This window comes from Microbacterium endophyticum (assembly GCF_011047135.1).
Lineage (GTDB): Bacteria > Actinomycetota > Actinomycetes > Actinomycetales > Microbacteriaceae > Microbacterium > Microbacterium endophyticum.
This window is the reverse complement of record NZ_CP049255.1, coordinates 1212687-1226192: the sequence shown is the minus strand read 5'-3', so window position 1 is coordinate 1226192 and position 13506 is coordinate 1212687. Positions and strand designations below refer to the sequence as shown.

Genomic DNA, 13506 nt, shown 5'->3' with positions numbered 1-13506 from the left:
CTTTGTGTGAGGGGGGATTAGCGGTGCACGTCGGAGAGGAGTGAAAAGTTGGGTGAGTCGATGACAGTGAAGCCGTCCGCAAGGGTTGCGCCAACGAATGCGGCGCTGGCCGTGGACCAGTGTCCAAGTACCGCTCCGGTTTCGATGTCAACGCACGGGTCGAGCGGCACAAGCGCGGGCGAGGAATTCGGATGGAGCGCCTCGTCGTCGATGCAGACAACATCGGTGCCATGCAAAACCCGTACCACGCCCGTTTCAGGAAGCGTGCCGTTGCGAGCACCCTCGACGACGGTCGCCGTCGCGAGAAACCCCCGCAGCTCGGAGTCATCGGCACACAGGGCAGCCGACTTGGTGCAGCCTGTGATCCACTCGATGCCGACGCTGGTCGCGCGAACGGCGCTCAACTGCGTCCCCATGGCCGCATCGCCCTGGCCGAGCACTTCGATGCGGACGGCGAACGTGTCGCCGTCGCGGGTCGCAACGATTCGCTCGGTGTAGAGCGGTTCTGACTTTGTCCCGGTGACCTGGTAGCTGTCTGGCCAGCTCGCGACGATGCCAGCCAGGTCGACAGTGTCTCCCTCCGAAACGTTGGGAGCGGCCCATGCCACGACGCCTGCCGTAAGCACCGAGGCAAGCGCAATGCCCACCCCGGCGGCTCCGAACAGGCGTCGACTCATCAGCTGCGCCCTGCGACAGTGGCCTGCAGCTCGGAACGAAGCGTCGTCTTCAGATCGTCGTCGGCGAACGACGCATCGATGGAGCGTTCAGCGAAGCCGGCGAGGTCGGCGTAAGTGAATCCGAATTCAGCGACGGCCACTGCCCAGTCGGCGTCGAGCGTTGTGCCGAGAGGTGCGGGGTCATCGGTGTTCAGCGTCACAGACACGCCCGCTTCGAGTAGACGCGGAAGCGGGTGGGACTGCCAGTTCGGGTAGATGCCGAGCGAGACGTTCGAGCGAGGGCAGACGCCGAGCGTGATCCCGCGATCGATGAGCGTTTCGATGAGTGCCGGGTCCTCGATGGCGCGCACGCCGTGGTCGACGCGCTCCGCGTGCAGCAGGTCGATTGCATCCCAGACGCCCTCAGGGCCGCTCGATTCACCAGCGTGCACAGTGCGGTGAAAGCCGGCGCTCGCCGCGGCGGTGAATGCCGTGTTGAACTTCTCGCCGGTGCGCCCGGAGACCTTTTCGTCGCCATCGACCGAGAGCGCAACCACTCGTCGTGGACGCGCTGCAACGAGGGTACCCACGATGTCTTCTGCCTCGATTGCCGACTGAGAGCGCAGCAGTGAATAGGCCATATTCGTCACACAGAGGCCATCTTGTTCGGCTTCGTCGAACCCGGCAGCAAAGGCATCGATAAGTTCGAGTTCGCGGCCCCGCCATGCATTCCAGTGGGTGGGGTTGACGATGACGTCGCTGTATCGAACGCCCGATGAACTCTGTCGCGCTGCGAACGAGTAGGCGATGCGCGCTGCTTGATCGGCCGTGCGGACGAGGCCGCATTGCCAGTCGAGAAAACCGAGAAAGCCCGTGAGCCCGCCCGCGCCGACTCCTGAGCCGCCGCCCGTGGTCACTTCTGGAGCCGCGTAGGCGCCATGCGTTGTGATGTCGAAGATCGTCGAGGCGGGTCCGGGGAGCGCGCTTTCGGACTCCTTCGCGAGCGTCAGGATATCGATGAGGGCGAAGCTGCCCTCGAGGTGGATATGCACTTCGGCTTTCGGGAGGGCGCGGATATCGAACTCGTCGATGCGCGGTGCGCTTGGTGTGCGCTCTGGCATGAGGGCCTTTCGTGGTGCGGGTGCTTCTTGGTGTCTCAAGTTAGTCGCATGAAACCACTTGTTGACAAGTCGCACCTTCATCTTTCGAAACCTGTAACACAAGCGAAATAAAAGACCTGAAATACGGCAAATATGGCCTTACGCTGGATGTGACTCGCCGCAACTTATCTACAAGAAGGCGATTCTGAGGAGATGAAATGACGACTGAGTTGAGCGCCGATGACCTCGAGTTTCTTCGAGAGAGCATCCGCATTGCAGAGCGCGCGCGAGAGCGCGGAGTGCACCCGTTTGGTTCGCTCGTGGTGAGTGCGGCCGGTGAGGTCGTGTCGACCGCCGAAAATAATTCACTTCCGCCGCACGGGGACCCCACTCAGCACGCAGAGCTGCAGGCGGTAGCGGGGGCGTGGCGCACGGTCGGTGCCGAAGGCATGGTGGGGTCGACTCTCTTTACGAGCGCGGAGCCCTGCGCGATGTGTGCCGGCGCTGCATACTGGACAGGAATCGACCGGGTTGTGTATGCGCTCTCAGAGCGAAGGCTGCTCGAGCTGACCGGTGACCACCCGGAAAACCCGACCTTCTCGTTGCCCTGCCGCGAAGTGTTCGCTCGCGGTCAACGAGAGATTCAGGTCGTCGGGCCGCTTCTCGAAGACGAAGCAGCAGTAGCCCACGTGGGTTTTTGGACAGCTTCCTGAATCACAGACCGCCCCACGGCGGGCGGACTGTGCGAACGAGTGAGTACGACACGATGTCGGGGTCGTGATACTCGAAGCTGTGCATCAGACGGCGACCGCTGGTACCGATGCCGATGATCTCAAAGGTCATGACGGGCGCGCCGATATCGCGCTCGAAGAGCGCCGCGAGGTTCTCGTCGAGTGTGGTGATTCCGGGTGTGGAAACTTCCCAGATGACCGGCTCCCCCCATACCCGCGCCGCGAGAGCGAAGATCGACTCGTCGGGGCCCCGCGTCAAGTCTTCTGCCCCGAGTGGCACGACGTCGTCGGCAATCATCGCGACCGCGCCATCTGCCCGCCATCTTTTACGTACCGAGATTCCCTCGGTGTTCGCCGGTAGTTCCATCACGGCCGCGACATCGGGATGAAGCGGGGCTCGGTGGGAATCCAGCACCTCGACCTCGGCGCGGTACCCGAGTCTGTTGAGCAGGTCGGTGTGCTCAAACTGTTCTTCGAGTCGCACGCTCAGTCGCAGCGCGATGGGATCGACGGTGGTGACGGTGCCCTGTCGGCGCCGCACGACGCCCTGCGCTTCGAGGCCTGCCATCGCGTTTCGCAACTGCTGGCGGGTGCACCCGAGTCGCGATGTGAGCTCGATCTCTCCCGGGAGCGGTGTGCGGTTGTGGGCGGCTTCGCGAACGAACCTGAGCAGCCCGTGTTGCACGCGCATGTGCACGGGGTCACTGTCTGGTCTCGGTAGCGGCAGATACGTGGTCATGGACTCTCTTTCACCATCGATAGTGAGCGCGACGAGATTCTCACGCTAGCGCGAGTGGGGTCGTCACGATTACCGCGGTTTCTTCGCGCTGAGTGATGCACGGACGGCTGCAATGACGTGCAACGACTCCTCGACGACGTGCGAGAGGATGCGGTTGCCCTTTTCGGCGCTCGCCGGACGAGGATCGCCGAACACGCCGCTGTCCGACAACGGGGCCAAAGCCATCTGGCGCAGTCCGAAGTCCGCGGGGAGTTGAGGGTACTCGGCGACATAGCGTTCGCGATCCACGAGTTCTGGCGCGATCGCGAGAACGAGCGATGTTTCTATCTCCTCGGCGTGACAGAGTCCGGGGGCGGCCCACGGCGTCTCTTTTACAGCGTCGCCGATTTCCGCGAGTCCGGGATAGTCGAGTACGAGAACCGGCATTCCGCCGCGTGCCGCTGCGGCCTCGGCCGCTCGGTGGAGCGGTAGCCGATTGCCGAAATCACCGTTGACCACAACCAAAAGGTCAAACCCCGCTCGTTCCAGCGAGAGCGCGATATCGCTGCAAACGGCTGTCACCGTGTCGGCGCTGAGCGAGACCGTTCCCGGGAGGGCGTCGTTGCTCCACGTGTTGCCATAGGGCATCGCGGGAATGAGCGCACCTGAAATGCGTTCGGCGATCGTGGCAGCGAGCGCTTCGGCTTGCAGAGTATCCGTTGACAGGGGGAGGTGCGGTCCGTGCTGTTCGAGGGCACCGAACGGCATCACCGCGACGCGGCCTTCGGCTTCGAGAAACGCGCCGACATCGGTCGACGTACTGCGGCTGTACTCAATCATTGGGCGACTCGAATCCGAGGGTGGGGATGCCGTAGGTGCCGGTGCGGGGTGAGCGCTCGAGTCGGGGCGAGAGAACCTCGTCGATGACGACCTCGACCGTGTAGTGGGCAGTGCCGCGGAGGAGATGCCCGGCGTACGCTGCGGCCGCGGCATCCTTCTCGCCGGCGACGACGTGAAGGTGCACGGTGTACTCGCCGTCGCGGGATGTGATCGTGCCTGATCCGATGCCTTCGGTGTATGTCACGACGACCGATTCCGGAAGCGGCACCTCCGGGTCGGTAGCGGGCGTGTGCGAAGCGATCAGTTCGACGGAGCGGAACGCTCCGCTGAAAGTTACGATCACGCCTTGCGCTATCCCGAGTTGCGCGCACGCAGCGCCGATACTCGGGATGATGTCGTCGCCAGGGTCGAGGCAGATGGCCAATCTGCGACCAGTGGTCAGTAGCTGATGCCGGATGATGCGCTCCTCAAAATTCGCGACTTATCGACAAGCGATGTGTCGCCGTCATAGCTGTCTTTCGTTCTCTAACGCTATTTTGCGTTACTGCAACGTGTGTTTCATTCACGTAAATATTTGGTCATTTTGGTCACTTGTTGATCTTTTGCGGAAACTCGGCCGGTATCGTGGCGGCTTGCACTCTTATGCGCACGCCGCGCTCACTGGAAGGGACGCCCATGACGAACGCCAACGGACGCATCGAGGGCATCGCGCTGTGGGATGGGGATAGCCACCGGGGCACTGCGGCCCTAGCGTGGGAAGATGGCCGCATTACATCGGTTGATGCTGCAGACGAAGCCGTTGAAAAGGCTGAGTTCAGCATTATTCCGGGCCTCGTAGACACGCACGTCCACTTCGACGGTTACGCCGGTTCCGGATCGGTCGACTGGATGACGTGGCCCCTCATTACGCCCGAGCCCGAGCGCTCGATTCACGTTCTTGCGCACGCGCGCCGCGCCGCTGCGGCTGGCGTGACAACGCTTCGCGACCTTTCCGGTTCTGCAGTGCAGCTCGCCGCGGCACGGGCGTTGGAGGCTGGACTTGTTCCCGGGCCCCGCCTTCTCGTGCACGGTGCTGTTGGTATGACGGCGGGGCATGGCGACCTGTTTACCCCGCCCCACTATCCGCATCGCGGCCCAGTGGCCGATTCGCCTGATGAGTGCCGCAAGCTCGTGCGACAGTGGGCGCGATCGGGCGCTGATGGCATCAAGATCTTTACGAGCGGCGGGGTGCTGTCGATCGGTGACAAGGTCGGTTGGCGAAACCAGACGGAACAAGAGATCGCCGCGACGCTCGATGAAGCGCACGCCCTGGGAATGCTCGTTGCCGCGCACACGCACACGGCCGAAGGCGTCGACATTGCGTTGAAGTTCGAGGTCGACTCCATCGAGCACGGCACGGGCATCGAAGAACGCCACTGGGAGACGCTCATCGAGCGCAACATCCCGGTCGCCCCGACGCTTCTGATCAACGACGCTATCGCCGATCGACGTTTCACGGTGAGCGATGATGCATCCGAGAAAGCACGCGCTGTCGTGATCGAACGTGACAGGAATTTCACTGGCGCGGCGGCCGCGGGCGTGCGGTTCGTTCTTGGAACCGATGCAAACGGAATTTTCGTCGCGTTCGGCGACCAACTCGAAGAATTGCGCCTCATGAAGCAGGCGTTCGGATGGACCGATGAGCGCGCCCTGAAAGCTGGGACATCGGATGCCGCAGATGCTGTGCGCATGGGTGCGCACGTTGGCCGACTCGCTACCGGAAAGGGCGCCGACTTCGTCGTTGTGCGCGGCCGTCCGTGGGAGAACATCGGCGACCTAAACCGCGAGAACATCGTTGCCGTTGTGGCACGCGGTGAGCTCGTTGCCGGTGTCCTGCCGGCGTGATGCACCACACCATTCACAACAAGGAGATCACCCCCGTGACCACCAATAATCACCGCTTCGTCCGCTGGGCGTCGCTACCCGCAGGCGCTCTTGTCGGCGTTCTCGCGCTCGCTGGCTGCTCCGGCGGCACCGAGACGACGGCAACGCCCGCAGCAGACGCTGACCAGAACATCGTCTTCGCCCTCAAAGAAGACCCGACCTGCATCGACCCGCAGCAGACGTCACTCACGACGTCACTGAACGTGGGTCGCCAGATCGTCGACTCGCTGCTCGATCAGGATCCTGAAACCGGCGAGCTCGTGCCCTGGCTCGCTGAGAGCTGGGATGTCTCAGACGACCTCACGTCGTACACGTTCACTCTGCAAGATGGTGTGACCTTCTCTGACGGAACCGCTCTTACCTCGCAGGTCGTGGCCGACAACTTCGACGCGATCGCGGCGCTCGGAGCCTCCGCGTCGCTTGCGAACGGGTACCTCGAGAACTACGCGGGCACCGATGTGACGAGCGACACCGAGTTCACCGTCAACTTCTCACAGCCGAACGTGCAGTTCGAGCAGGGCGCAACGACAATGTCGCTCGGCATCCTGTCTGAAGACACCATTGCAGCAACGGCTGAAGAGCGCTGCCAGAGCATTGTCGGGACCGGCGCATTCACGCTCACCTCTTATGTGCCCAACGACTCGGTCGTCATCGATCGTCGTGATGGCTACGACTGGGCGTCAGAGCTTCGCGAGCACGAGGGCGACGCTTACCTCGAAACCGTCACCTTCCCGATCATCACCGAAGCAAGCGTTCGCACCGGCGGCCTCACCTCCGGTGAGTACGACGTCATCCAGGACCTGCCCTACGTCGACGAAGCGCGGTACACAACCGACGAGTACAACCTGTACGCACAGGCGAACCCCGGTGTTCCGAACTCGTTCGTCGTGAACACCACTCACGGCCTCATGGGCGATGAGTCGGTACGTCAGGCCATTTCGAAGGGCCTCGATCGTGACCAGATCAATGTGATCGCGGGTTCTGTGAGCGGTTCTGCTCCCACGAGTGTGCTGACCTCTTCGACCCCGGGCTACACCGACCTCGGCGACACTCTCGCCTTCGACCCCGAGGGCGCCCAGGCGCTCCTCGAAGCCGACGGCTGGGTGCTCGGTAGCGACGGAATCTACGAAAAAGATGGCGAGAAGCTCACAGTTACCGTCACAGCGTTCTACGCGCAGGACGTGCTGGAAGCCGCTCAGATTCAGCTGAAGGATGTCGGAATCGATCTTCAGCTCAACATGGTGAGCGCCGGTGACTTCTTCGGTGCCATCGCGAGTGGTGACTACGACATGCTCGGTGCGGGCCTCACGCGCACCGATCCTGATGTACTCCGCGTCCTGCTCTCTGACTCCTCGTCATCGCAGTGGGGAATCACGGGCGACGACGAGCTCGAAGCGCTGCTCATCGAGCAGGGTCAGACCGCCGACGCCGATGAGCGTCAGACGATCGTCGACGAAATTCAGCAGATGGTTGCTGACCGCGCCTACGTCATCCCGACGCTCGAGACAGTGCAGCTGCACGCCTCGCGTTCGGGCGTTGAAGGGATCACCTTCGACTCGGCCTCGCGCATCAACCTCTATGACGCGATGGTCACGTCCAACTAAGAAATAGCCGGTGCAGCGCGTGGAAAAAGTAAGAGTGAAAGCGAGAACGGTGACCGTCCTGCGGTTCCTTCTCCCGAAGATCGCCCAGGGCGTCTTCGTCGTGTGGGCTGCCTACACGGTTGCATTCCTCTTGATCCACGCGCTGCCCGGCGACCCGGTGCTCGCAGCTCTCGCCGTCAAGGGCGGCGACGCGACGAGCACCGACCCCGAGGTGCTCAACGCCGTGCGTGCCCAGTACGGTCTCGATGGACCGCTCTGGCAGCAGTACCTCAACGGCTTCTTCGGACTTTTCCGTGGTGACCTCGGTATCTCTATCTCCACGGGGGCGCCGGTTGCTGACATCATCGGTCGCGCGCTGCCCCACACGGCCGCCGTTGCCGTTTTCGCCTTGATCCTCGGTTTTGTTCTCGCTCTCGGCTTCACGGTGTGGGCATACATCGCACGCCCGGCATGGGTGCGACAGGTGCTCGTACAGATTCCACCGCTCGGAATCGCGATTCCCGCGTTCTTAAGCGGTCTTGTGCTGATCACCGTCTTCTCGTTCGGCCTCGGCTGGTTTCCGGCATCCGGAACTGGCGGGTTTGAAAGCGTCGTTCTTCCCGGGGTCACTCTCGCGCTTCCCACCGCTGCCGTGTTCTTCCAGGTGTTCTCTGCCGCCGTGTTCGACGCCGGCACGAGTCCCTTCGTTTTTACCGCCAACGCCAAGGGCTTGTCGCAGTCGACTGTGGTCTTTAGGCACGTGCTTCGAAACGCGATGCTGCCCGCGATCACCGTGATCGGTCTACAGGTCGCGTATCTCGCAGGCGGGACCGCCGTTGTTGAAACCGTCTTTTCACGTGATGGGATCGGCCGCATCACCGTGGATGCCGTACTCGCGCGCGATGTCAATGTCGTGATGGGTGTCGTGATCGTGGTGGCGATCGTGTACGCCGTTGTCACTTTGGTTGTTGATGCACTCTACGGAGTGATCGACCCGCGAACGCGTCAAACGCTAAAGGCCAAGGCGGTGGTGAGCCGATGAGTATCTTGCGTAAGCCCGGCATCCTGCTGGCCATTCTTATTCTCGCGCTCACAGCTCTCGCAATTGTCGCGCCCTCGGTGCTGGCGCCGTACGATCCCTACGATTCAGTGGGCACCGAACGTCTGGCGGCGCCCAGTTGGGAGCACCTCTTCGGCACCGACTACTTGGCTCGCGATGTTTTCTCGCGTGTGATCTACGGTGCGCAGCTGTCGATCTCGGCGGCCGGCCTCGCGGTCGTCGCCGGTGTCACCCTCGGTGCCATCATCGGCCTCGTGACCGGGTACGTGCGCGGCATCGTTGATGCTGTCGTGATGCGCTTCGTCGATGTGCTCATTGCGATTCCCGGTATTTTGCTCGCACTCATCGTGGTCGCATCCCTTGGGTTCGGGCCGATTTCTATCGCCCTGGGTGTCGGCCTCGGTACCGCGGGTTCGTTTGCCCGCGTCATGCGCGCGCAAGTTCTGCGGGTGCGGTCGGAAGAGTACGTCGAAGCGGCGCGGACGCTCGGCGTGCGCGGCGGCACCATCCTGGTGCGGCACGTACTTCCGAACGCTGCGCGCCCGATCATCGCGATGGCGGCGCTCGAGCTCGCCCTGGCGATTCTGGCTGTTTCCGCCCTGAGCTTTCTCGGTTTCGGGGCACAGCCGCCAGCTCCGGAATGGGGCGCCCTCGTATCCTCAGGGCGCGACTTCATTGCGGTCGCTCCTTGGCTGAGCCTCCTTCCCGGCGCTGTGATTCTCGCGGTCGTGCTCTCGGTGAACCGCATCGCCCGCTACGTCGGAGGTGAGCGATGACTTCGCAGCCACTACTCGTCGTTGACGATCTACGCATCGACTACACGACACCGGCCGGAACGATGCCCGCCGTCCACGGCGTCGACTTTGTGCTCAACCGCGGTGAGGTTCTCGCGGTCGTGGGTGAATCGGGGTCGGGCAAGAGCACGATCGCGCACTCTCTCGTGCGGTTGCTCCCCGATGAGGCGCGCGTGCGTGCCGGCCAGGTGCGCTTCGATGGCACCGATCTGCAGAGTCTCAGCCAGCGCGCCATGCGCCGCATTCGCGGTGGCCGCATCGGTTTCGTGCCGCAAGACCCGTCACACAGCCTCAATCCGCTCATGCGGGTGGGGGAACAGATCGCCGAAACGCTCCGTCGCCACCTCGGGCTCACCCAGCGAGTGGCAGCGAACCGTGCTATCGACATTCTCACCGAGGTTGGTATTCCCGATGCTGAGCTTCGGAGCACACAGTATCCGCATGAACTTTCTGGTGGTCTTCGCCAGCGTGTCCTCATCGGAATCGCGTGGGCGTGCACGCCCGATCTCGTCATCGCCGATGAACCGACGAGCGCGCTCGATGCCACCGTGCAGCGGCACGTGCTCGACCGCATCGAAGCGCTCCGCGTTGCGCACGGCACTTCGGTGCTGCTCGTCACGCACGACCTCGCTGTCGCGGCCGATCGGGCCGACCGCATCGTCGTCGTCAACAAGGGGCGCATCGTCGAAGCGGGAAATGCGCAAGACGTACTTGCCTCGCCGACACACGAGTACACCCAGCGCCTGGTTGCGGCGGCTCCTGGCCTCAACAGTCGACGCTTAGAACCGACGGTGACAGCCGAAGCGCGGCAGGTGCGCGAAGGCATCCTGCTGTCGGTCGATGGGCTGTCGAAGACTTACGGTCGCGGTGGGGTTGCGGCAGCGAAGGATGTCTCGTTCGAGATTCCGCGCGGCAGCACGTTCTCGATCGTGGGCGAGTCAGGGTCGGGCAAGAGCACGACGGCGCGAATGATCGCGCGTATCGTTCCCTCCGACAGTGGCCGCATCATGTTTGACGGCGCTGACATCACGGCGCTCCGCGGTGAGAAGCTGCGCCAGCTCCGACGTCGCATTCAGGTCGTCTACCAGAACCCGTTCGGTTCGCTGGATCCCCGGATGAAGGTCGGTGCGATCGTCGCCGAGCCGCTCCGTGCTTTCGGCACGTCGTCGCGACGCGAACGTGCCGCGGCCGTGCGAGACCTCATGGGGCAAGTGCAGTTGGATGCCGCCCTCATCGATCGCACCCCGGCACAGCTTTCGGGTGGTCAACGCCAGCGCGTCGCCATCGCCCGTGCGATTGCCCTTCGCCCCGAGTTCTTGGTGCTCGATGAGCCGGTGTCGGCCCTCGACGTCTCGGTGCAGGAGCAGGTGCTGCAGTTGCTCGTTGATCTGCAGGCTGACTTCGGGCTGACCTATCTCTTCATCTCGCACGACCTCGGTGTTATCCGTCAGGTCTCTGATCAGATCGCCGTGATGCGCCGCGGTGAATTCCTCGAGCAGGGCACAGCGACGTCTATTTTTGAGAGCCCGCGCACCGACTACACGCGCGAACTCATCGGCGCGATCCCTGGCGCGCACACGGCCGGTTAGCGCAATGTCGTCGCGGCCTCGCGGAGCGTCGCAGCCGAGCGCGCGAGAAGCTCGAACTCGTTGGAACTGAAGGGCGTTTCGTGAATCGGGATCGCACCCGACGCACTGACGATCGAGGGAACCGACAGGGCGACACCGTCGATGCCGTGGTAGTTGCTCAGCACGGTAGACACCGGCATGACGGAGTGCTCGTCGCCGAGAATCGCCTCGACGATGCGTGCACTCGAGAGGCCGATCGCGTAGTTGGTGGCGCCCTTACCCTGAATGACTTTGTAGGCCGCGTCGCGCACATCGATGGCGATCTCATCGAGCTCATCTGTCGTCATGCGTGGGTGGCCGGGGCTCTCCCAATCGAGAATCGGAACCGTACCGATCGTCGCGTTCGACCACAGCGGAAACTCGGTGTCGCCGTGTTCGCCGACGATGTAGGCGTGCACGCTCGATGACGAGACGCCGGCGCGCTGGGCGAGCTTCCATCGCAGTCGCGATGTGTCGAGCACCGTGCCCGAGGCGAAGATGCGCTCGGGCGGCAGGCCGGTCGCATCTTGCGCGAGAACCGTGAGCACGTCGCAAGGGTTCGTCACGATGACGTAGAAAGCGTCGGGCGCTACTTCGAGAAGTTGCGGCAGCATCGTCTTCAAGATGTTGGCGTTCGTTCCCGCCAGTTCGATGCGGGTCTGGCCGGGCTTCTGCTTCGCGCCAGCCGTGATGACGACAACGTGTGAGCCCTCGGCGACCGAGATGTCGCTGCCGCCGATGATGTCGCTGGCACCTGTGAACTGCGTGCCGTGGGCGAGGTCGAGTACCTCAGCCTCGACTTTCTCGGTCGCGATGTCGTAGAGAGCGACGTGGCGTGCCGAACCCCGAATGAGAGCCGCGTATGCGGTGCTGGAGCCGACGCTGCCAGCGCCGACGACGGTCAGTTTCGAGTTCTCGATCACGCTCATGCACCCAGTGTGTCAGGGCGAAGGTCTGCGCTGGCTGCGAATCCCAAGAAAAGAGACGATAGCGCCCAGCACCATGAGCGCGGCGGTCACGATGGCGGCGCGATGGAAGCCGTTCAGGTCAAGGCTTCCGTCCACGATCGTGGCGATGGCCGCGATCGCGAGGAGCCCTGCTACGCGCGAAATCGCGTTGTTGACAGCGGATGCTGTGCCAGATCGCTTCGCATCAACTGCTCCCAGCACGGCCGACGTGAGCGGTGACACCGTGATCGAGAGGCCGAGTCCGAACAGGATGAGGCCCGGGAGCACTTGGGTCCAGTAGTTGAAGTCACCTGAGACCGAAAGGAGCATGAGGCATCCTGCCGCGATGATGAGCGGTCCGACCGTCATGAAGATGCGCGGACCGAAGCGGTCAGAAAGTGAACCGGCTCGAGAGCTCAACGCGACCATCAACAGCGTCATCGGGATGCTGGCGAGCCCCGCCAGTGTTGCCGACAATCCGGCGCCCTGCTGCAGATAGACCGACAGTACGAATCCATTCAGCGACAGCGCCGCGTAGATGAAGAAGGTCGCGACGTTTCCCGACCAGAAGTTACGGGCACGGAACATATCGAGCGGCAGAATCGGCGCCCGTGAGGTGCGTTGCCGCAACAGGAACAGGGTAAACAGGACGATGCCGGACACGAACGTTGCCCACACCGCGGGATCGCCCCAGCCGAGGTTTGGCTGTTCGATAAGTGCGAAGACCGTGAGGCCGAGGCCGAGCGTGCACATGACCGCCGCGAGGATATCGATTGTGGCATCCGGGTTTCGTTCGTCAGATGTGTGCTTCAGCCGCAGCATCCAGAGGGCGCAGGCGATCGGGATGACGTTGATGACGAAGACCAGGCGCCACGACACGAGATCGACCAGCGCGCCGCCGACGAGGGGACCAGCGATCATGGCACCCGTCGTCATCGACGTCCAGATGCCGATCGCTCGACCGCGCACCGGCCCGTCGAATGCTTCGGTGATGAGGGCGAGCGAGCTCGGAACGAGAAAAGCACCGGCGGCGCCCTGAGCCGCGCGCGCGGCAATCAAGAAGACGGGGTCGGGGGCAAGACCCGCCGCAAGAGACGTCACGCCGAAGCCGATGAGGCCAATGCGGAGCACAACCGTGCGACCGAAGGCGTCGCTGACGGAGCCGGCAAACAAGATGAGCGCCCCGAGCGTGATCAGATAGGCGTCGACGACCCACTGCTGTGTGGTGAGTCCGCCGCCGAGCTCGGCGCGGATAGCGGGGAGCGCAACGTTCACGACAGTGCCGTCGAGAAATGCCACGAATGACGCGAGAACAGCGATTGTGAGTACGCGGCGCTGTGCGGGTGTCATCGTTTCGGCCATATCGACACGTTAGTTGCGCGACGGGAAGGTCGTCGTATTTTTGGCGCTGAGAACGCGATTCGCTCGCGTGGCAAACCTCGCGTAAACTCTTCAGCGGTGACGTGTCCGAGCGGCCGAAGGTGCAACACTCGAAATGTTGTGTAGGTTCACCCCTACCGTGGGTTCAAATCCCACCGTCACCGCCA

13 protein-coding genes and 1 tRNA gene are annotated in these 13506 nt (G+C 63.1%); 7 read left to right on the top strand and 7 right to left on the bottom strand.

Annotated features, from left to right (window positions below; genetic code table 11):
- Positions 1–17 precede the first annotated feature (17 nt).
- Positions 18–677: a hypothetical protein gene (locus G6N83_RS05685; protein WP_165140193.1), complete on the bottom strand. Its 660-nt coding sequence runs from the start codon at positions 675–677 to the stop codon at positions 18–20.
- Positions 677–1777 (bottom strand): adenosine deaminase, encoded by a 1101-nt coding sequence (gene add, locus G6N83_RS05680; RefSeq protein WP_165140191.1) that lies wholly within the window; start codon positions 1775–1777, stop codon positions 677–679. Before add ends, G6N83_RS05685 begins: the two co-directional genes overlap by 1 nt.
- Positions 1778–1974: 197 nt before the next feature.
- Here add and G6N83_RS05675 point away from each other — a divergent pair, with 197 nt between their 5' ends.
- A complete protein-coding gene (locus G6N83_RS05675; protein WP_165140189.1) occupies positions 1975–2469 on the top strand; it encodes a nucleoside deaminase in 495 nt (164 codons plus the stop codon).
- A gap of 1 nt (position 2470) precedes the next feature.
- Here the strand turns inward: G6N83_RS05675 and G6N83_RS05670 are convergent, their stop codons facing one another.
- The 3 genes from G6N83_RS05670 to G6N83_RS05660 all read right to left on the bottom strand — a co-directional run bounded on the left by G6N83_RS05670 (position 2471) and on the right by G6N83_RS05660 (position 4469).
- Positions 2471–3226, bottom strand: a complete 756-nt coding sequence (locus G6N83_RS05670) for a GntR family transcriptional regulator (protein ID WP_165140187.1) — start codon at positions 3224–3226, stop codon at positions 2471–2473.
- Positions 3227–3295: 69 nt separating this feature from the next.
- Positions 3296–4045 (bottom strand): creatininase family protein, encoded by a 750-nt coding sequence (locus G6N83_RS05665; protein WP_165140185.1) that lies wholly within the window; start codon positions 4043–4045, stop codon positions 3296–3298.
- Positions 4038–4469: a PPC domain-containing DNA-binding protein gene (locus tag G6N83_RS05660; protein ID WP_165140183.1), complete on the bottom strand. Its 432-nt coding sequence runs from the start codon at positions 4467–4469 to the stop codon at positions 4038–4040. Before G6N83_RS05660 ends, G6N83_RS05665 begins: the two co-directional genes overlap by 8 nt.
- Positions 4470–4720: 251 nt before the next feature.
- Between G6N83_RS05660 and G6N83_RS05655 the strand changes: the two genes are divergently transcribed.
- Genes G6N83_RS05655 through G6N83_RS05635 form a run of 5 tightly spaced genes read left to right on the top strand, consistent with a single transcriptional unit; the run spans position 4721 to position 10994 of the window.
- Positions 4721–5929 (top strand): metal-dependent hydrolase family protein, encoded by a 1209-nt coding sequence (locus tag G6N83_RS05655; RefSeq protein WP_165140181.1) that lies wholly within the window; start codon positions 4721–4723, stop codon positions 5927–5929.
- A gap of 35 nt (positions 5930–5964) precedes the next feature.
- Positions 5965–7572 carry an ABC transporter substrate-binding protein gene (locus G6N83_RS05650; RefSeq protein ID WP_165140179.1) on the top strand — a complete coding sequence of 536 codons (1608 nt, stop codon included), beginning with the start codon at positions 5965–5967 and terminating at the stop codon, positions 7570–7572.
- A gap of 49 nt (positions 7573–7621) precedes the next feature.
- On the top strand, positions 7622–8593 hold the full coding sequence (locus G6N83_RS05645) for an ABC transporter permease (protein ID WP_165140177.1): 972 nt from the start codon (positions 7622–7624) through the stop codon (positions 8591–8593).
- Positions 8590–9387 carry an ABC transporter permease gene (locus G6N83_RS05640; protein WP_165140155.1) on the top strand — a complete coding sequence of 266 codons (798 nt, stop codon included), beginning with the start codon at positions 8590–8592 and terminating at the stop codon, positions 9385–9387. Before G6N83_RS05645 ends, G6N83_RS05640 begins: the two co-directional genes overlap by 4 nt.
- Positions 9384–10994, top strand: coding sequence for a dipeptide ABC transporter ATP-binding protein (locus G6N83_RS05635; RefSeq protein WP_165140153.1), 1611 nt, complete (start codon positions 9384–9386; stop codon positions 10992–10994). The genes G6N83_RS05640 and G6N83_RS05635 overlap by 4 nt, the downstream gene beginning before the upstream one ends.
- Here G6N83_RS05635 and G6N83_RS05630 read toward each other — a convergent pair.
- Positions 10991–11941 carry an L-lactate dehydrogenase gene (locus G6N83_RS05630; protein ID WP_165140151.1) on the bottom strand — a complete coding sequence of 317 codons (951 nt, stop codon included), beginning with the start codon at positions 11939–11941 and terminating at the stop codon, positions 10991–10993. The two genes, G6N83_RS05635 and G6N83_RS05630, sit on opposite strands and share 4 nt — an antisense overlap.
- Positions 11942–11953: 12 nt before the next feature.
- Positions 11954–13321, bottom strand: a complete 1368-nt coding sequence (locus tag G6N83_RS05625; protein ID WP_165140149.1) for an MFS transporter — start codon at positions 13319–13321, stop codon at positions 11954–11956.
- A gap of 95 nt (positions 13322–13416) precedes the next feature.
- Here G6N83_RS05625 and G6N83_RS05620 point away from each other — a divergent pair.
- Positions 13417–13506 (top strand) — tRNA-Ser (locus tag G6N83_RS05620).

What these genes read in the sequence shown, in the direction of transcription:
- G6N83_RS05640 (WP_165140155.1), top strand. Translation starts at nt 8,590, where the DNA reads ATGAGTATCTTGCGTAAGCCCGGCATCCTGCTGGCCATTCTTATTCTC.
- G6N83_RS05665 (WP_165140185.1), bottom strand. Translation starts at nt 4,045, where the DNA reads ATGATTGAGTACAGCCGCAGTACGTCGACCGATGTCGGCGCGTTTCTC.
- G6N83_RS05630 (WP_165140151.1), bottom strand. Translation starts at nt 11,941, where the DNA reads ATGAGCGTGATCGAGAACTCGAAACTGACCGTCGTCGGCGCTGGCAGC.
- G6N83_RS05675 (WP_165140189.1), top strand. Translation starts at nt 1,975, where the DNA reads ATGACGACTGAGTTGAGCGCCGATGACCTCGAGTTTCTTCGAGAGAGC.
- add (WP_165140191.1), bottom strand. Translation starts at nt 1,777, where the DNA reads ATGCCAGAGCGCACACCAAGCGCACCGCGCATCGACGAGTTCGATATC.
- G6N83_RS05635 (WP_165140153.1), top strand. Translation starts at nt 9,384, where the DNA reads ATGACTTCGCAGCCACTACTCGTCGTTGACGATCTACGCATCGACTAC.
- G6N83_RS05655 (WP_165140181.1), top strand. Translation starts at nt 4,721, where the DNA reads ATGACGAACGCCAACGGACGCATCGAGGGCATCGCGCTGTGGGATGGG.
- G6N83_RS05625 (WP_165140149.1), bottom strand. Translation starts at nt 13,321, where the DNA reads ATGGCCGAAACGATGACACCCGCACAGCGCCGCGTACTCACAATCGCT.
- G6N83_RS05685 (WP_165140193.1), bottom strand. Translation starts at nt 677, where the DNA reads ATGAGTCGACGCCTGTTCGGAGCCGCCGGGGTGGGCATTGCGCTTGCC.
- G6N83_RS05670 (WP_165140187.1), bottom strand. Translation starts at nt 3,226, where the DNA reads ATGACCACGTATCTGCCGCTACCGAGACCAGACAGTGACCCCGTGCAC.